The organism is Mesorhizobium sp. M0761 (genome assembly GCF_040320205.1).
Taxonomy (GTDB): domain Bacteria; phylum Pseudomonadota; class Alphaproteobacteria; order Rhizobiales; family Rhizobiaceae; genus Mesorhizobium.
In genome coordinates this window covers 1-17,299 of the sequence record NZ_JAMYPF010000034.1, presented here as the reverse complement: position 1 = coordinate 17,299, position 17,299 = coordinate 1, and the positions used below count along the sequence as shown (strand labels likewise).

The following is a 17,299-nucleotide window of genomic DNA, read 5'->3' as shown; positions in this document are numbered from 1 at the left end:
GAGCCGGCCCGTTCAGTATGATCAACCCTTCGCCTGCCGCTGCGAAATCAGCATCGCCATGCGCTGGACGGCGCGCAGCTCCATTTCGAGGCCTGGCGATGAGGCAAGCGTCGGCATGTTGAGCGCCACCACGGTCAGCGGATCGAGCGTCGCCAGCAGCACATGGGTCGCCTCATATTTCTCGAACAGCCATGCCAACTGCTCGCGTATGTTCTCGTCCACGGGTGAATCCGGCTGGACATCGGCGAGCGAGCGCACGGGCTCCTGCTCTAGTGCACGGGCCAGCACCTTCAGGTCGAAATCACCGAGGTCGGCTGCCGGCAGGATCAGCGCACCCTCGACAAGAATATGGCTCTGCAGGCCGCGCAGGAAGCGCGCCGAATCGGTGAGGTCGCCCTCGGCCATATGCTTCAGCAACGAGTCGCGGCGCTTCTCCGCGGTGAGGCTGACGCTGTCATTGTAGATGACTGCCAGCAGCGTCGCCGACAGCACGATCACCACGCCCTGCACACTGCCGCGCCAGCCGAGATCGTCGATGCCGCCCAGCGCCAGCCCGGCGAAAACCGAGCTCAGCGTAATCACGGTAAAGGCGCCGATCGTGTAGCGATGGCCGAGGCTCGCGCGTCCAAGGCCGATCGTCAGCCAACACAGGAACAGGATGGCGATGCCGCCAAGCCGAACCGGCACTTCGAACAGGCCGGGCCGGTAGTCGGTGACCATGAACGGAATGATCAACAGCAGCGACAGCGCCATGCGCTCGACCGTGCGGTTTTCGGCCGCCGACAGGCTGTCGCGATCGCGCGTCATCACCAGCCAGCCGATGGCGAGAAAACCTCCGAACTGGAAGGCAAGTAGTACCGCCATCCGCCATGGCTCGGCAAAGCGTTCCGGGATCGGCGCCAGCAGTAGAAACAGCAGGGCGCCGCCGGCGGCAAAGAACTTTAGCGCAAACGGCGCATGCCGGCGCAACAGCCCCTCGGTCAGCAGCAGTGCGGCCAGCGGCAGCAGGCCCGCCGCCGCGATGGTGACGAAGCGGAAGAGTGCGAGGCCGGTAGTCCAGTCGAGGATGCGGCAGGCGAGCAGAACCGTCAGCACCCGCAAACCGAACAGAAAACGCCGCGACAGCGGATCGCCGGTGTCGCGCCCGCCGACGACCGATATCACGATCAGCAGCCCGAACAGCGCCGCCAGCGAGGTGATGGTGTCGGCCACGAGCGTGTCGTCGAGGTTCATCGGTCAGCGCCCATCAGCTCACACCCAGGCATCATCACGGATGAAGCCATCAGCGTGTCCATGGTCTCAGCACATTCCATTGGCGGCTGCTATCCGCCCAGTGTACCACCGGCAAAACCAGCCGCTGCAGCGTGGCCGCCGCACCTGCTACCGCAAGGGCGGCAAGCGAGCCGCGCGGAACCGCGTCGGCGAGATAGGTGCGCGCCGACTGAAAGCTCATCTGTCCGATCTGCAGCACATCATCGCCGCGCGTGTAGTCGAGTTCCTTGCGGCAGAACTCGTTAAAGGTCTCGACGCGGTGCTTGGCCGCCTCGTCGAAGGTCTTCTTCAGATCGTCCGAGCCGCCCGTATAGGCGTTGGTGATGACGAAGCGCTCTTCGTCGAAACCAGCTTCGGGGCCGACACCGAAGACATGGCGATGGCGCGCCATGATCTGCCGCGCCAGAAGCACATGGGTAAGCGAGCGGCGCGCGCCGGCATGCGGTCCTGGGAACACATTGCTGAACGCCTCCGCGACCATGCCGACGACAGCGGGTACCTGGGTGACATTGGAAATCCAGATCGGCCGCAGTTGATTGCGCAAAAACATCAGGAAGCAGGTCAGGCCGTAGAGGATCCAGCTCAGCCCGCGGCTGCGCTCGTCGGGATCGATCATGACCAAACCGAGGTGCAAGACTTCATAGGGCTTGCCGGCGAGCGATATCTCCATCAGCGCCAGCGAGTTGAAGGCGATCGGCTGCCGGTCGCTGCGCCGGTAGACAATGGTGATGATGGAATGTTCCAGCCGGCTGCGGTCGCCGGAAAACACGCCATAGGTCAGGCTGCCGAACTTCAGTGTCTTGGACGCTACCAGCCGCAGATCGCTGCTCAGCTGCTCCAGTTCGGCAGCCTTCATCCAGCGCCCGGGCCGCTCCACGACGCGCGTCTCGTAGTCGGCGGATACGCGCATGCGCACATCCATGAACCGACCTGGCAGCAGCTGCAGAACCGCCTTGAGCACTATTTTTCCCCGTGGCAAGAACGCCGACCGTATAGTGGCCGCCGTCCACCTAAGACGCGGTAAACCCGAGACGGCAGTTCTTGGTTGTACTCAACAAAGTAAAAGAACAGCTGCCAGCCAGTGCGGGCTCAGCTTTCCGCAGCAACCAGATGGCCGCCGCCGACATCGTTCAGCGCCAGCTTCAACGGCGCCTCCCCGATCCTGCGGGTGGCGCTCGGGATTTCCTGGTCGAGGCGCGCGAAGCGCGTTCTGCGCTGCGCCGGATCGGGCACCGGCACCGCTTCGATCAGCCGCCTCGTATAGGGATGGAGCGGGTTGGAAAACACCTGGTCGCGCGTGCCCATCTCGACGATCTGGCCGAGATACATGACGGCAACGCGGTCGGAAATGTTCTCGACCACCGCCATGTCGTGCGAGATGAAGAGATAGGCGACGCCGAATTCGCGCTGCAATTCCTTCAGGAGATCGAGCACGCGCGCCTGCACCGAGACGTCGAGCGCCGAGACGCTTTCGTCGGCGATGATCAGTTTTGGTCGTAGCGCCAGCGCTCGGGCGATGCAGACGCGCTGGCGCTGGCCACCGGAGAATTCGTGCGGGTAAAGCTCCATCTGGTCGGCCGACAGGCCGACGCGCTCGAACAGCGCCGCGACCCGTTCCCGGCGCTCGTCCTTCGAGGCGATGCCATGGATCACCAGCGGCTCGGCGACGAGCTCGCCGACGCGCATGCGCGGATCGAGCGAAGCGAAGGGATCCTGGAAAATCATCTGGACGTCACGGCGCACCGCCTTGCGCTCGTCGCGGCCAAGACCGGAGAGATTGCGCCCGCCAATGACGATGTCGCCGCTATACGGCGCCAGTCCGGCCAGCGCCTTGGCGGTCGTCGACTTGCCGCAGCCGGATTCGCCGACCAGAGCAAGCGTTTCGTTGGGCGCGATCGAGAAGCTGACGCCCTCGACGGCGTGGACGCGGCGGGTGACCTGGCCAAAGATGCCGCCACGCAGATCGAAGCGGACATGCAGGTCGTTGATCTCGGCGACATTGGCCGGTTTCAAGACGTCAATCGCATCCCTGGATTTCTGTCGACCGACGCCACTGCCGATGCGCGGCACGGCAGCCAGCAGTTCGCGCGTATAGTCGGCCTGCGGCTGGACAAAAATATCCGATGTCGTGCCTTCTTCGACCATGCGGCCGTCGCGCATGACGATGACCCGGTCGGCCATTTCGGCAACCACGCCCATATCGTGGGTGATCAGGATGACGCTGGTGCCATGCTGGCGCTGCAGGTCGCGCAACAGCTCCAGCACTTCGCCTTGCACGGTGACGTCGAGCGCCGTCGTCGGTTCGTCGGCGATCAGCACGTCGGGCTCGAGCGCCAGCGCCATGGCGATCATCACCCGCTGGCGCATGCCGCCGGAGAGTTCGTGCGGAAACTGCTTTAACCGGCTTTCCGCCTCCGAAATGCGCACCGCCTTCAACGCCTCGATGGCGCGCCGGCGGGCTTGCGCCGACGACAGGCTGGTATGCGCCTCGATTGATTCGGTGAGTTGCCGGCCGATCGACAGAACCGGGTTGAGCGAGGTCATCGGCTCCTGGAAGATCATGGCGATGCGGTCGCCGCGAATGCGCCGCATCTGGCGTACGTCGAGGGTTGCTAGGTCGGTGTCGCCCCGATTCCCATCCCGAAGACGGATCATGCCTGACGATATGCGCGCCGCCGGCTGCGGCAAAAGCTGCATGATCGCCAGCGCGGTCATCGACTTGCCGGAGCCGGATTCGCCGGCAATGCAGAGCGTCTCGCCGCGCGCCAGCGTCAGCGACAGGTTGGAGACGACATCGCGCTCGCCGTCCTCGCCGCGCACGCTGACGGAGAGGTTGGCGATGGAGAGGATGGGGTTGTCGGCGAGGGTCATTGTGGGTGGAGCCCTGCGACGGATTGGTTCCGTCGCACCATTCGCACAAACCTTGGCGCTGACCCCCACCCGGACCTCCGGTCCGACCTCCCCACAAGGGGGAGGTAGGGTGGCAGCGCTTTACCCTCCCCCTTGTGGGGAGGGTCGCTGCGAAGCAGCGGGGTGGGGGTGCGGCGCCGACGTACCGTCATTCAAACACGCAACGCGGAAAATAGAACGACACCACCCAGTTCGGCATGTCGACGATCTCGCTGATGCGCAGGTCCCCGCACACCGAGGCCAGCATATAGGCCTCGACCGGATCGATCTGATACCGCCCAGCAAGCAGATCGACCATCTGCGCCACCGCCTCCTTGGCGCCGGTCATCAGGTCCGGCCCGATACCCGTCGTTACCTCATAGCCCTTGGCGTCGAGATGGCGCGTCACCGGACCGGCGGTGGTGAAGCGCGGCGTCTTCAGCCTGGCGTCCTTGACAAGGTCGAGCTTGAGCACGACGTCCATCGGGCTCTCGATCGCCGTGCCGCAGACCTCGCCATCGCCTTGTGCGGCGTGCGTATCGCCGACCGAGAACAGCGCGCCGGCCACCTCAACCGGCAGATAGAGCGTCGTGCCGGCAGCGAGATCGCGGATGTCGAGATTGCCGCCGACCCGCCGTGGCGGCACCACCGAGTGAAGCCCCATCTCAGCCGGCGCATTGCCGATGGTGCCGGCGAACGGCTTCAGTGGTACGCGCGCGTTTTTCCCGAACAGCGCCGGTTCGAGCGCGGCTGCATCGTATTTCCAGATGTTCAGCGCCGGTTCCGTGAAGTCGTCGGCGAGCAGGCCGAAACCCGGAATGTTCGCCGTCCAGCCGAAGCCGGACGGTTTGAACATCTCGATCGTCACCTTGAGCGCGTCACCCGGCTCGGCGCCCTCGACGAAGATCGGCCCGGTCACCGGGTTGACCCCGGCGAAGTCGAGCTTGGCGATTTCGGCAACCGTGCTGTCGGCGTTCAGCTGGCCGCCGGCGGCATCGAGGCACTGGAACTCGATGGTCGCGCCGGGCGCCACCCGCTCGGCCGGGACAAAGGAATTGTCCCAGCCGAAATGGTGGTGGCGCCCATGGATGGTGTAGTCGCAGTTATTGCACATCTTTTACGTACACATTGTCGTAGTTGATCGGGATATGGACCGGGTCGACATAGAGGTTGTCGGCGCCGCCCATGCGCGCGGATTTCATGGTGAAGCGCTGTTCGTTGAAGACCGGCGCCCAGGGCGCGTCTTCCATCACCTTGTCGTAGATGGCGCTCCACATCTTGTCGCGTTCGCCGGCCTTTGCCGGGTCGACCACCGAATCCGCCTCGGCCGCCTTGGCGTCGAGATCCTTGTTGCAATACCACGACCAGTTCCAGCCGCCGGGCACCGCGCCGGCGCAGCCGAGGATCGGGCCGTAGAAATTCGACGGATCGGGGAAGTCGGCGATCCAGGCCATGCCGCCCGACCAGATCATCGGCGCGCCGGCCTTGTCACCGCCGGCGGCGATGACATTGGCCTGCGCCAGCGACTGGATGCTGGCCTTGATGCCGATCGCCGCCAGGTCCTGCTGGATCGCTTGGGCAATGCGCGGGTTGGGATCGGTGTTCATGGCGAACAGCTGCGTGTCGAAACCATCGGCATGACCGGCCTCGGCCAGCAGCGCCTTGGCTTTGGCTACGTCATAGGGATAACCCTTGTAGTCCTTGTCGTAGCCCGGCATCGACGGCGGCAGCGGCTGGTTGGCCGGCACGGCGCGGCCGTTGATGATCTGGATGATGCGCGCCTTGTTGAGCGCCATGTTGACGGCCTGACGCACCTTAACATTGTCGAACGGCGCCATGGTGGTGTTCATGGTGACGTAGCCGGTGTGCAGCTGACCGCCTTCGACGACACGCGCCTTCTGCTCGGGATCGGCCATCACCTCCTGGAACTTGGCCGGCGGAATGCCGTCGCCGGGAACATCGATCTCGCCCTTCTGCAAGCGCAGCAGCGCCACGATCGGCTCCTGGCCGATCTCGAAGGTGATCTTGTCGAGATGCGGCAGGCCCTTGTGCCAATAGTCCGCATTGCGCTCGAAGACAATGCGCTGTCCCAGCGTCCACTCGGCGAGCTTGAAGGCGCCGGTGCCGACCGGATGCTTGCCGAAATCGGCGCCATATTTCTCGACCTCTTCCTTCGGCACGACATGGGCGAAATTGATGGCCATGACATGCAGGAAGGTGGCGTCGGGCCGGGTCAGTTCGAACTTGACCGTGTAGGGGTCGATGACGGTGACACCGGACAGGCCTTCGGCCTTGCCGGCGGCGACATCGTCATAGCCCTTGATCGAGCCGAAGAAGCCGGCGCCGGGGCTCTGCGTCTTCGGATTGGTGACGCGGTCGAGCGAATATTTCACGTCGTCGGCCGTCATCTCGCGGCCATTGTGGAATTTCACGCCATGGCGCAGCTTGAAGGTGAAGGTCTGGCCGTCGGGCGAAATCTCGTAGCTTTCTGCCAGATCGGGCTTCAAATTGGTGGTGCCCGGCTCGTAATCCATCAGCCCATCGAACAGGCTCTTGATCATCGACCAGTTCTGCCAGTCATAGCCGATCGCCGGATCGAGGGTCGCAACATCGTCCTTGTAGGTGATGGTGATGGCGCCGCCTTGCTTGGCGTTGGGATCGACCGTGTCTTCGGCGCGGACGCTTGTCATGCCGAGCATGAGGGCCAAGGCCGATGCCGCGACTGTGGATGCGAGAAACTTTTTCATTGTTGTGTTCCCTTTCTCTGTTTCATTTTCATCTGAGCTTGATGCGGGGATCGATGAACGGCGCGATGATGTCGGCGAGCAGATTGCCGAGCACGATGGCGAAGGCCGAGACCAGCGTGACGCCCATGATGATCGGAATGTCGACGCGCTGGATCGCCTGCCACGCCAGCTGACCGATACCCGGCCAGCCGAACACGCTTTCGACGACGACGATGCCGCCCATGAAGATGCCGATGTCGATGCCGATCATGGCGATGACCGGCAGGATGGCATTCGGCAGTGCGTGGCGGAATATGATGGCGCTGCGCGCCAGGCCCTTGGCCCGCGCCGTGCGGACATAATCCTGGCGCAGGACGTCAATCATCGACGAGCGCATCATGCGCGCGTACCAGCCGGCGCCGAGTATGCCCATGGTCAGCGACGGCAGCACCAGATGGCGCCATGTGCCGTAGCCGCCGATCGGAAACCAGCTTAGCCGCACGGCAAAGACGTAGAGCAGCAACAAGCCGACGACGAATTGCGGCGCCGAGACGCCGACGAAGGAGGCCACCATCAGGGTCTGGTCGGTGGCGGAGCCGCGCTTGACGGCGGCGATCAGCCCCATGCTTAGACCGATCAGCAACTCGCACAATATGGCGCCCACCATCAAAAGCAGGCTGGCCGGCAGCCGCGAGACGATGAGCTCGGTAACCTCCGAGCGCTGGATGTAGGAGCGGCCGAGATCGCCGCTGATTAGCTTCGTCAGGTAGTGCCAATACTGGACGACGAAAGGCTGGTCGAGGCCGAGCTGCTGGCGGATGTTTTCCACCGTCTGCGGCGTAGCACTGCGGCCGGCGATCTGCCGCACCGGGTCGGCCGGCAAGAGGTAGAGCAGCGCAAAAGTGATCAGCGAGACGCCAAGCAGGATGAGCAGCGACTGGATCAGCCGGCGGCCGAGATAGGCGATCATGACCGGCCCCCCATTATTCCCGGCCCCTTTGCGTCGGATCGAGGATGTCGCGCAATGCGTCGCCGATCAGGTTGAAGGCCAGCGCCAACGCCAGGATTGCGGCGCCGGGGAAGAACACCAGCCAGGGGGCGGCCTGGAAATAGGTCTGGTTCTCGAAAATGATGTTGCCCCACGACGCGGTCGGCGGCTGCACACCGATGCCGAGGAAGGAAAGCGTCGCCTCGAGCAGAACCGTGGTCGAGATGCCGAGCGTGCCCCAGACGATGATGGTCGGCAGCAGATGCGGCAGGATGTGGCGAAATAGGATGCGCGGCGCACTCGCCCCGATGCTGCGCTCGGCATCGATGAACTCGCGTTCGGCCAGCGACGATGTCTCGGTGTAGATGACACGCGCCGTCTGCACCCAGTTGACCAGCGCGATGACCATGGCGACGATCCACAGGCTGGGCTGAAACACTGCCGCCAGGCAGATGGCGAGCAGCAGCGCCGGGAACGCCATCATCAGATCGGTGAAGCGCATCAGCGCGCTGCCGATCCAGCCGCGGAAATAGCCTGCGGTGACGCCCACCAAAGTGCCGATCAAAAGCGCCACGCCATTGGCGACGATGCCGATGATGAGCGAGGTGCGGGCGCCGTAGAGGATGCGGGTCAAGAGGTCACGTCCGAGCAGGTCGGTGCCGAGCCAGTACTGGGCGCTGGGCGGCAGCGGCGAGCCCTCGATGGTCAGGCCGTCGAACATCTGCTCGTTGGGGTCATAGCCGGTCAGCCGGGGCGCCAGCACAGCGCCGGCAAGGACAATGGCGACGATGACCAGGCCGAGCAGCGCGAGGCGGCGTTTCACCAGCCGGCGCCAGACACCGGCGCGCGGTTTTGCCGGCATGCGCACCGGTAGATCAGGCGCGATGGGACTGGTCATCGCCGCCTTCTTCCCCCGTCGCTTCCTCGCTTGTCATTGCCACGATCCGACGCGCGGCATCCTCGACGCTGATCTGCCAGCTCATCGCCAGCGAACGCAGCTGCGCATAGGCGCGCTCGTCGTCGCTGCCTTTCGACAAGGCCGTCACCGCGCGCACGATGGTCTGGCGCTCGGCGACGCGCTGGCGCAGCGACGCTATCTCGCCGGCTAAATGTTTTCGGGCCTCGAAACTCTGTCTCGCGATCAACAGAGCGCTGTAGACGCCGGCATTGCCGACCGGCTTCAGCAGCTGCGCATCGGCCTTGTGCGACAGCGCCCATTCGATACGCCCCGGCGCCTCGGAACCGATCAGCGCCACCAGCGGCATCGGCGCCTCGCCCGGCTTCCACGGGAATTGCTCGTCGAAACCGAGATCGGCATCGAAGAAGACGAAATCGGCGGCGAGAGCTTCCGGCGGCAATTCCGGCCAGCAGTCGATCGTAGCCAGGCCGATGGCCGACAATTGCCTGGTGATGGCCTGCACCGTCGGATGCGGGCGATGCAGGATGAAAGCCCGCGCGCCGCCGAGATTGGGGATGCGCGTCCGGGTCATGACACCACTCTCAGACGCGGACGGCCGAACGTCTTGGCGGGGTCGTAGCGCGACAGATATGGATCCGGCGCGACCTCATCCTCCTGGCTGACGACCTCGAAGAAGCCATCGGCGATCCGGCCGATGATCACCGGCAGCGTCGCGTGCTGGGAGTGGGCGTCGATGGCGATCGGCCCGAGCCGGGTGGAGAAGCGCCGCTCGGCGAAGGCTTTGGAAAATTCCGCCGGGCCGGCATCAGTGTCGCGCGACAGCACGTCGGCCATCACCTGCACCGAGGCATAGGCGGAGGCCTCGAAGGACGAAGCGAAGGCAGCCGGCCGGGGCGCGAAATAGGGCCCGACCGACAGATGCCCTTTCCCTGTCTCGCCGATCGCCGGCAACTCGCCTTCGGTGAGGTTGCAGGAGATGGCGGGGCAGTTTTCCGGCCTGAATGCCGCATCCTCATCGCCCAACTCGCGGTAAGCCGCCAGGAAGGCGTAGGATGAGGTGCCGATCAGATTGTTGAGGATGAAGCTCGGCCTCGTCGCCCGGATTTCCGCGATCAGCCGCGACACGTCGGTCTCGCCGATGCGCAGATAGCGCTCGCCCAGCACTTTGCCGCCGGCATCCGCGATCAGGTCGCGCGCCACGCGGTTCATCTCCCAGCCCCAAATGTAGTTGGAGCCGAGCAGGAAGCCGTTGGCGCCGAAACGCGGCACGACATGCGCCATCAGCGGAACCAGATGCTGGTTGGGGCAGGCGTGCATGTAGACGACATGCTCGTTGGCCTCGAACCCTTCATAGGGGCAGGCATACCAGAGCATGCCGCCGGCCTTCTCCAGCACCGGGATGGTTTCCTTGCGGCTCCACGAGGTGACGCAACCGACGACATGGCGGGCGCTGCTGGTCCTGAAAATGTCCTCGCACAAAGTCGCGTAGCGATCGGCATTACTTTGCGGATCGCGCTCGACCGGAACCAGTTCGATGCCATAGCTCCGATCGGCATTGATGTCGGCGATGGCGCGCATGGCGCCCATCCGGCACGCATCGGAGACCAGCTGGTAGCTGCCCGAACGGGAATACAGGATGCCGATCTCGATACGCCGTTTCAAACCGATCCTCAGAAATGACAATGCCCCGCAGCCAGCGCCGGAGGGCGAGGCATGCGAGGCATATTTGCCGCCCGGCGACCAAGGCCGGTATTTTGCGCTAGCGTATTCGGTCCGGCGGGTCAGTCAAGCGGGAAAGTACGTGGTCATGGGATCGGCCTTGTCCGACTGATTCTAGTTCCGCAGCGTGAACACCAAAGGCGCCACGACAGCCGTCCCGGCCTTCTCAGGCGGTGGCGCGGGCACCGTCGCACCCTGCAGAATGCCGAGCGCGGCGCGATCGAGATCGGCGTCCCCCGAAGATCGTGTCAGCCGGACGGAGGTCACCTTGCCCGAAGCGCTGACGACGAAGGTCACATTTGCGGTACCCACGGCGCGCCGCGACCTTGCCGCGCTCGGGTAGCGCTTGTGCCGATTGATCCATCCGATCAGCTGGGAGTTCCATTTGCTTGCACTGACTGATGATCCTCTCGATTGCGAAGCCTTCGGCGGCGACGCCTTCGCCGCTGCCTTTTGATCGACACTGGCGGTCACGACCGCTTTCGCCGGCGCGGCCTTTTCCTTCTTCTCTTTCGGTTTCGGCTTGGGTTTTTCGGCAGCCTTCTTCGCCTTCTCGATCGGCTTGGCCTCCACCGGCTTGGTCTCCGCCGGCTTGGTCTGGGGCAGCGGAATGACCACATCCGGCGCTATGGTCGGGACGATGTCGGGCACCACCTCATCCAGCGGCGGCGATTGATCGGGCTGCTCGGCCGCTGCCGTCTCGATCGGAGCGGCGGGTTGAACCGCTTCCGTCTTCTCGGCGACCGGCTCCGGCTGACCGGGCTCGGGCTCTACGACGGGCTTCAGTTCGGCAACCGCCTCCTCGATCTGGTTCGGCGGCTCGGGCGTCACCACGTCGGCCGCTGAGTCCACCCGCACCGCCGGCGCCACCATCATCGGCGACAGCTCGATAGCCACAGCCGGCGGCGGGCCGCCATCGGCCATGTTGGCCAGGCTGAAGCTCTGCACGGCATAGGCGATTGCGACATGCGCGCCGACAATGACAATGGCCGCAGCCGCCCACAAACCGATCTCGCGCGCGCCGGCGCGCGGCGGGTCGGCGGTGGGAACGGCCGCGGCCAGTTGCGTCATGGGGCGGCGCCCGGGTGCGGCGCGGATGCGTCCGCCGGCACCGTCTCCAGCCCGACCAGCGCGATCTTCAGATAACCGGCGCCGCGCAGCAGGTTCATCACCTCCATCAACTCGCCATAGCCGACCGCCTGGTCCGCACGCAGGAAGATGCGTATCTGCTTGTCGCCCTTGGTTCTGCCGTCGAGCACGGAGGCAAAAGTCTGGCGCGGCACGCTGTCATTGCCGATCGCCAGCGTCAGATCGTCCTTCAGCGTCAGGAACAGCGGCGTTTCCGGCCGCGGCGCCGGTGTCGCGGTCGAACCCGGCAGATCGACATTGACGTCGACTGTCGCCAACGGGGCAGCGACCATGAAGATGATCAGCAGCACTAGGATGACGTCGATGAACGGGGTGACATTGATCTCGTGGTTTTCTTCGAGATCGCCATCGATAGCCTCGCGAATTCTAGCCGCCATGGCCCATCACCGCCGCCAGCGCGGGCGCCTGCGGCACCGTGCGGAAATCGAGATCGCGGCTGACCAGCCGTTCGACCCCGGCCGAGGCATCGGCAAGAATCTGCCGGTAGCCCGCTATCGACCTTGCAAAGAGGTTGTAGATGACCACTGCGGGAATAGCCGCGACCAGGCCCATCGCCGTGGCGAGCAGCGCCTCGGCGATGCCGGGCGCGACGACCGCGAGGTTGGTGGTCTGCGCCTGCGAGATGCCGATGAAGGCGTTCATGATGCCCCAGACGGTGCCGAACAAGCCCACGAAGGGCGCCGTCGAGCCGATCGTCGCCAGCACGCCGGTGCCGCGCGACACGCGCCGCGCCGCCGCCGCCTCGATGCGCGACAGGCGCGACGCCACTCGTTCCTTCAGCCCGTCGCCGGTAACATGGCCGAGCGCACCGGCCGAAAGGGCAGTCTCTTCCTCGGCTGCCCGCACCAAAAGCGCACCGGGGCCGCCATTGTTGCCAAGCGAGCGCCCGGCCTGGCGCAGTGTGGCGGCATTGCCGATGGCGCGCGCAGCGCGCCGGGCGCCGAGCTTGCCGAAGAGAATCTCCAGCGATTTGGCCAGCCACACCGTCCAGGTGACGAGCGAGGCGAAGGCCAATCCGATCATCACCGCCTTGACGATGATGTCGGCGGCCATGAACATGCCCCAGGGCGACAGATCGTGCGGCAGCGTCAGCGATATTGCCGAAGGCTCGGCCTGCGCGGATGCACCGGGCTGGGTTGCCGGCTGTGGCGCGGTCGGCGCCGCCTGCCCGGCAGTTGGCGAAGCCGGCGCGACAGGCGCAGCCGGTGCGGGCCGTTCGACTGCGACCGGGGAAGGCTGGGCCGCCGACCGGGCAGCTGCAGCGGGTTCCGTCGTCACCCTGGGCTGCGTGTTTGGCTGCTCTTGCGCAGCAGCGCTGCCGGCCGACAGCATGACCGCGGCCAGCGCCGCCAACAAACCATTTCTGGACACGCTTCGTCCTCGCTTCGTCATTGTACGTACCGATCGGCTGGTCGGTGACGGAATGTCGACCCCGAAAATCCAGCCACTGGTTCTGGCTTCTCTCAAACGCGGCACAGCCGCTGGAAACAATTCAGGCGGCCGAGTGCCCTGCTTGACTATAAAACATGAGTTTGCGAGTCAACAAACAAGATGGCTTTTTTGGCCAACGATTATCGGCGCGATGTCTCAGCGGCACATCGTCCTGGCGTCGGTCTACCTGGTGTCGTCGCACTGAGGGATGGACGGCCGCAGGGTTGCTGGGCCACGATACCGGGCAGCAATTGAGGCAGGCTGCGATGATCAAGGCGATACCGTTCGATTTCCCCTATGACGGCCGGCTGGTGCCGGCAAACACCGCGCTGCTGGTCATCGACCTGCAGGAGGATTTCCTCTCGCCGACCGGCTATTTCGCCAGGAAGGGTTATGACCCCGCGCCGCTGCGCGCCATCCTGCCGACAGTCAACCGACTGATATCAGCGGCACGCGCGGCCGGCCTCACCATCATTCACACCAGGCAGGGATATCGCGGCGACATGGCCGACATGACGCCGTACGAGAGATGGCGCCGCAAGCGGGCGGGTCTCGAAGGCACCGACGTGCTGCTGCGCTCCGGCCCCGGCTTTCAGATCGTCGCCGACATCGACGTCGCGCCGCACGACATCATCGTCGACAAGACCTGCAACAGCGCCTTCACCTATACGGATCTGGAGCTTGTGCTGCGCGCACGCGGCATCACCCATCTGATCTTTTCCGGCTGCACGACCGATGTCTGCGTGCACACGACGCTGCGCGAGGCCTGCGACCGCAATTTCCAGTGCCTGACCATCGCCGACGCCTGCGCCAGCGGCGACCAATACGCGCATGACGCGGCGCTGCATATGGTGACGGTGGAGGACGGGGTATTTGGTACGCTGACGGAATCTGGCGCGGTGCTGGAGGCGCTGGCCGTGCTGAGTGGTGATTAGACGCTGGCGGGACAGCACCCCTCTGCCCTGCCGGGCATCCCCCGCAAGGAGGGACATCAGACATCACGTCGGCTTTCGCCAATCACCAACGTTGAGAGCCGGCGCTCAAGCTGCCAATCTCCCCCTTTGAGGGAGTCCGGCAGGACAGAGGGGGGTGCTGTCCCGCCGGCGTTCCCGATCGCCATCCTGCTACCCAGCTGCGTGAATATCCGACCCGCCCCGCGAGGCAAACGCGCCAGGCTGCGGCACCTCCGCCTCACGGCGTGCCAGCGAGTTGCGCAAGAGCGCGATCGTCTCGCGGCCGACGCTGGCGATCTCGCGCGGCCGGTCGACACCGACGATCATGAACTCGCTGATGCCCAGCGCCGCATAGGGCAGCAGCGACAGGGCGATCTGCGCCGGTGGTCCGGAAAGTTCGACCGCCTTGTGGCCGACGGTAGAGGCGCCACCCTCCGAGCGGACCCGGACCGGAAGCGCAAAACGCAGCTTGCCGGCGCGGCCATGCTCGGCGGCGGCGCTGCGCGCCCGTTCCATCAGCTGGCGGATCTCGTCGAGCGAACCAGCCGTGAGTTCAAACACGTCGGCATGGCGGCCGGCGACCTTGAGCGCGGTGCCGGACTGGCCACCCATGCGGATGGTGATATCGGCACCGTGCGGTCCTTTACGGGGCACGTAGCCGCCCTTGATGCTGTAGAACGCACCTTCATGGTCGAACGGCCGGTCGTTCGACCACAGCCGCTTCAGCAGCACCAGATACTCGTCGATGCGCTGCCAGACCACGGTGTGGCCGACCGGACGCGTCTCGGCATCGTCGTCATCCAGCGGCTCGCTCAGCATCCTCAGCGCCAGCCGGCCGCCGCTCCTGGCGTCGAGCGCCGCCAGCTGCCGCGCCGCAACCGCAGGCGCGATCACGCCGGCCCAGTGCGTCAGCACCACTTCCAGCGACGAGGTGCGGTCCAGCGCCTGGGCGGCGATGTCCATATTGGTCAACACCCCGGCCGGGTCGTCGACGACGATGTTCTGGAAGCCGGAATCCTCGATCAGCGACAGCTTGGTCGCCGTCTCGACGAAATCATAGAAGAACGGTACGGCCGAACCGGCATCGGCGGCGTGCGTTTTACCGGGAACATGCGTGAACTCGATCGGCATTGCCATCTCCTCCATCACGCTGGATGTATGTCGCCCCCGGTTTTGAGACGACGACATGCGTAAAAACAAGCATCAGCGCCAAAGCGCGTCCGCGTTCGGTTCATCAACTCCGGTCACTCACTGAAAGCGCTAGGTCGCCACCCTTTCGGCCTGATCGGTCAGGGAATCAAGCCGAGCACGACTGCCCCGGTGAACACGAACGCAAGGGCAAAGAGGAGATAGGCGAAAGCGCCGGCATAGGCCGGGCGGAAAGCCTGGCTATTGGCCAGCCTCTGGCTGGTGCGGTCCGTCTCGGCGTTCTGGATATAGGACATATCGACCTCCGTCTTGCGGATTAATCTATAAAATCAGTAGACTTTGTCGAGTGCTATTTTTTGGGGATATGTAGAACGATTTTCTCAGTATTCCTTATTATTTGGTTTGGGATTGCTGGGAGCCCCCTGTTGGCGACAAGCGAGCGACAAGCTTGGCCGACGTCTGCATAGGCGATAGCATCGCCATTCCGGCGTAAATGCGGATCATTTCGATCGGGAACGGGGAACAGAACATGGGTACAAGACTAGCCGGCAAGATTGCAATCATCTCGGGCGGCGCGACCGGAATGGGCGGAGCGGCCTCGGAATTGTTCGCCGCCGAAGGCGCCAAGGTGGCGATCATTGACCGCAATGGCGAGGCGGCGGCAGCCACTGCGGCGGCGATACGCGCGCGGGGACATATCGCCGAACACTGGGTGGCCGACGTCTCGGACGAGGCGCAGGTCGAGGCCGCAGTGAAGGCGGCGACGGTCAGGCTCGGCCCGGCCACGGTGTTGTTCAACCATGCCGGCACCATCGTGATAAAGCCGTTCCTGGAGACCACAGTGCAGGAATGGGACTGGCTGCATGCGGTCAATGTCCGCTCGATGTTCCTGATGACGCGCGCCGTGTTGCCGGGCATGATCGCTGCCGGTGGCGGTTCGATCGTCTGCACCTCGTCGATCTCGGCTGTGGCGGCCACACCCATGGAGGTGCTCTACGACACCACCAAGGGCGCCTGCCACATGTTCGCGCGCGCCATCGCAGTCGAATTCCGCGACCGCAACATACGCTGCAACGCCGTCTGTCCCGGCTTCATCCGCACGCCGCACGGCCTGCGCGAGGTCGCCGATCTCGGCAAGCTCGGCGTCGACGTGTCGGACGCCGCATTGGCCGCACAGCAGGGCCGCATCGGTGAGCCGGAGGAAGTGGCCAAGGCAGCGCTGTACCTCGCCAGCGATGAGTCCAGCTTCGTTAACGGGACGCATCTGTTTGTCGATAATGGTTTTACGGCGATGTGAGTATCCCAGGCTTGGCGCCCTTCCTCTCCCCCGTCGATCGGGGGAGAGGTGTCGAGCGCAGCTCGACGGAGTGGGGGTCGACCCTTGGCGCAAGGAAGATCCATGCGCACCCGTTGGCAACAGGGCGAGGTGGTTCCCCACTCCGTCGCTGGGTTGTGTGCGTCAAGTTCTGCAAAATGGGCGATCATGAAACTGGTCATGCGGCTTGGCGTAGAGCGAGCTTCTTGTGCTCGCGCAGATCATCCATGTTGATATAGCGGTTGGCCTCCATCCAGTTTTCGTTGGTTTCGACGGCCAGCGCCCTGACCAGGCGCAGGCAGCTTTCGGCGTTCGGGAAGATGCGCACGACATAGGTGCGCCGGCGGATTTCCTCGTTGAGCCGTTCAAGCATGTTGGTGGACTTGAGGTGCTTGTGATGCTGACGCGGCAGCCGGAAGAAAGTCAGCGTCTGTTCTATGGCTTCTTCCGCCCAGGTGGTCAGCCGCGGGTAGCGGGCGGACCATTTGGACAGCCACGCGGCGAGATCGGCCTTGGCCTCGGCGAGATCGCGCCGGTCGTAGAGCCAGCGCAGTTCCTGCAGACAATCGTCGCCGTGCTTCCTGGGCAGGTGATCGAGCGCGTTCCTGAGGAAGTGGACGTAGCAGCGCTGCCATGCTGCTTCCGGGATCACCTCGCCGATCGCCGCGACCAGGCCGGCATGGTCGTCGGACACGGTCAGTTCCACGCCCTTGAGACCGCGTCGTTTCAAGCCGACGAGGAAGTCCTTCCAGGCCGAGCGGCTCTCGCGATTGGCCATCTCCACGGCCA

General features: G+C 64.6%; 17 protein-coding genes. 2 read left to right on the top strand and 15 right to left on the bottom strand.

All coding sequences use genetic code 11. The features are described from left to right. Window positions 1–21: 21 nt before the first annotated feature. From NKI32_RS30715 to exbB, 12 genes are all read right to left on the bottom strand, one after another. Complete coding sequence (locus NKI32_RS30715) at window positions 22–1,233, bottom strand: hypothetical protein (RefSeq protein WP_353005093.1); 1,212 nt, start codon at window positions 1,231–1,233, stop codon at window positions 22–24. Window positions 1,234–1,282: 49 nt separating this feature from the next. Continuing rightward, entirely contained in the window at window positions 1,283–2,182 is a 900-nt protein-coding gene (locus NKI32_RS30710; protein WP_353005091.1) for a hypothetical protein, read from the bottom strand. A gap of 179 nt (window positions 2,183–2,361) precedes the next feature. Beyond that, window positions 2,362–4,143: an ABC transporter ATP-binding protein gene (locus NKI32_RS30705; RefSeq protein ID WP_353005090.1), complete on the bottom strand. Its 1,782-nt coding sequence runs from the start codon at window positions 4,141–4,143 to the stop codon at window positions 2,362–2,364. 187 nt (window positions 4,144–4,330) lie between these two features. Beyond that, window positions 4,331–5,275, bottom strand: a complete 945-nt coding sequence (locus NKI32_RS30700; protein ID WP_023693232.1) for an acetamidase/formamidase family protein — start codon at window positions 5,273–5,275, stop codon at window positions 4,331–4,333. Beyond that, on the bottom strand, window positions 5,265–6,860 hold the full coding sequence (locus tag NKI32_RS30695) for an ABC transporter substrate-binding protein (protein WP_460221874.1): 1,596 nt from the start codon (window positions 6,858–6,860) through the stop codon (window positions 5,265–5,267). The genes NKI32_RS30700 and NKI32_RS30695 overlap by 11 nt, the downstream gene beginning before the upstream one ends. 76 nt (window positions 6,861–6,936) lie before the next feature. Continuing rightward, a complete protein-coding gene (locus NKI32_RS30690; protein WP_023688824.1) occupies window positions 6,937–7,857 on the bottom strand; it encodes an ABC transporter permease in 921 nt (306 codons plus the stop codon). Window positions 7,858–7,870: 13 nt separating this feature from the next. Then, window positions 7,871–8,773 (bottom strand): ABC transporter permease, encoded by a 903-nt coding sequence (locus tag NKI32_RS30685; RefSeq protein WP_023668590.1) that lies wholly within the window; start codon window positions 8,771–8,773, stop codon window positions 7,871–7,873. Beyond that, window positions 8,751–9,365: an ANTAR domain-containing response regulator gene (locus NKI32_RS30680; protein WP_023668589.1), complete on the bottom strand. Its 615-nt coding sequence runs from the start codon at window positions 9,363–9,365 to the stop codon at window positions 8,751–8,753. Before NKI32_RS30680 ends, NKI32_RS30685 begins: the two co-directional genes overlap by 23 nt. After that, complete coding sequence (locus tag NKI32_RS30675) at window positions 9,362–10,456, bottom strand: transporter substrate-binding protein (protein WP_353005088.1); 1,095 nt, start codon at window positions 10,454–10,456, stop codon at window positions 9,362–9,364. The genes NKI32_RS30680 and NKI32_RS30675 overlap by 4 nt, the downstream gene beginning before the upstream one ends. Window positions 10,457–10,627: 171 nt before the next feature. After that, the gene (locus tag NKI32_RS30670) at window positions 10,628–11,584 is read right to left on the bottom strand and encodes an energy transducer TonB family protein (protein ID WP_353005087.1); all 957 of its coding nucleotides are present in this window, start codon (window positions 11,582–11,584) and stop codon (window positions 10,628–10,630) included. Further along, entirely contained in the window at window positions 11,581–12,039 is a 459-nt protein-coding gene (exbD, locus tag NKI32_RS30665; protein WP_353005085.1) for a TonB system transport protein ExbD, read from the bottom strand. The genes NKI32_RS30670 and exbD overlap by 4 nt, the downstream gene beginning before the upstream one ends. Beyond that, window positions 12,029–13,033 carry a tonB-system energizer ExbB gene (gene exbB / locus NKI32_RS30660; protein ID WP_353005083.1) on the bottom strand — a complete coding sequence of 335 codons (1,005 nt, stop codon included), beginning with the start codon at window positions 13,031–13,033 and terminating at the stop codon, window positions 12,029–12,031. Before exbB ends, exbD begins: the two co-directional genes overlap by 11 nt. A 326-nt stretch (window positions 13,034–13,359) precedes the next feature. Between exbB and NKI32_RS30655 the strand changes: the two genes are divergently transcribed. Then, a complete protein-coding gene (locus NKI32_RS30655) occupies window positions 13,360–14,028 on the top strand; it encodes a cysteine hydrolase family protein (protein WP_353005081.1) in 669 nt (222 codons plus the stop codon). 189 nt (window positions 14,029–14,217) lie between these two features. Here the strand turns inward: NKI32_RS30655 and NKI32_RS30650 are convergent, their stop codons facing one another. Both NKI32_RS30650 and NKI32_RS30645 read right to left on the bottom strand, forming a co-directional pair. Beyond that, window positions 14,218–15,177: an LLM class flavin-dependent oxidoreductase gene (locus NKI32_RS30650; protein ID WP_353005079.1), complete on the bottom strand. Its 960-nt coding sequence runs from the start codon at window positions 15,175–15,177 to the stop codon at window positions 14,218–14,220. 158 nt (window positions 15,178–15,335) lie between these two features. After that, entirely contained in the window at window positions 15,336–15,491 is a 156-nt protein-coding gene (locus NKI32_RS30645) for a hypothetical protein (RefSeq protein ID WP_353005077.1), read from the bottom strand. 233 nt (window positions 15,492–15,724) lie between these two features. Here NKI32_RS30645 and NKI32_RS30640 point away from each other — a divergent pair, with 233 nt between their 5' ends. Continuing rightward, window positions 15,725–16,492, top strand: coding sequence for an SDR family NAD(P)-dependent oxidoreductase (locus NKI32_RS30640; protein WP_023698402.1), 768 nt, complete (start codon window positions 15,725–15,727; stop codon window positions 16,490–16,492). A gap of 196 nt (window positions 16,493–16,688) precedes the next feature. On the opposite strand, the gene NKI32_RS30635 is transcribed toward NKI32_RS30640, so the two are convergent. Then, the coding region (locus tag NKI32_RS30635; protein WP_353005074.1) for an IS256 family transposase at window positions 16,689–17,299 on the bottom strand (611 nt) is incomplete at its 5' end.

What these genes read in the sequence shown, in the direction of transcription:
- NKI32_RS30715 (WP_353005093.1), bottom strand. Translation starts at nt 1,233, where the DNA reads ATGAACCTCGACGACACGCTCGTGGCCGACACCATCACCTCGCTGGCG.
- NKI32_RS30710 (WP_353005091.1), bottom strand. Translation starts at nt 2,182, where the DNA reads ATGCGCGTATCCGCCGACTACGAGACGCGCGTCGTGGAGCGGCCCGGG.
- NKI32_RS30705 (WP_353005090.1), bottom strand. Translation starts at nt 4,143, where the DNA reads ATGACCCTCGCCGACAACCCCATCCTCTCCATCGCCAACCTCTCCGTC.
- NKI32_RS30700 (WP_023693232.1), bottom strand. Translation starts at nt 5,275, where the DNA reads ATGTGCAATAACTGCGACTACACCATCCATGGGCGCCACCACCATTTC.
- NKI32_RS30695 (WP_460221874.1), bottom strand. Translation starts at nt 6,860, where the DNA reads ATGCTCGGCATGACAAGCGTCCGCGCCGAAGACACGGTCGATCCCAAC.
- NKI32_RS30690 (WP_023688824.1), bottom strand. Translation starts at nt 7,857, where the DNA reads ATGATCGCCTATCTCGGCCGCCGGCTGATCCAGTCGCTGCTCATCCTG.
- NKI32_RS30685 (WP_023668590.1), bottom strand. Translation starts at nt 8,773, where the DNA reads ATGACCAGTCCCATCGCGCCTGATCTACCGGTGCGCATGCCGGCAAAA.
- NKI32_RS30680 (WP_023668589.1), bottom strand. Translation starts at nt 9,365, where the DNA reads ATGACCCGGACGCGCATCCCCAATCTCGGCGGCGCGCGGGCTTTCATC.
- NKI32_RS30670 (WP_353005087.1), bottom strand. Translation starts at nt 11,584, where the DNA reads ATGACGCAACTGGCCGCGGCCGTTCCCACCGCCGACCCGCCGCGCGCC.
- exbD (WP_353005085.1), bottom strand. Translation starts at nt 12,039, where the DNA reads ATGGCGGCTAGAATTCGCGAGGCTATCGATGGCGATCTCGAAGAAAAC.
- NKI32_RS30655 (WP_353005081.1), top strand. Translation starts at nt 13,360, where the DNA reads ATGATCAAGGCGATACCGTTCGATTTCCCCTATGACGGCCGGCTGGTG.
- NKI32_RS30650 (WP_353005079.1), bottom strand. Translation starts at nt 15,177, where the DNA reads ATGCCGATCGAGTTCACGCATGTTCCCGGTAAAACGCACGCCGCCGAT.
- NKI32_RS30645 (WP_353005077.1), bottom strand. Translation starts at nt 15,491, where the DNA reads ATGTCCTATATCCAGAACGCCGAGACGGACCGCACCAGCCAGAGGCTG.
- NKI32_RS30640 (WP_023698402.1), top strand. Translation starts at nt 15,725, where the DNA reads ATGGGTACAAGACTAGCCGGCAAGATTGCAATCATCTCGGGCGGCGCG.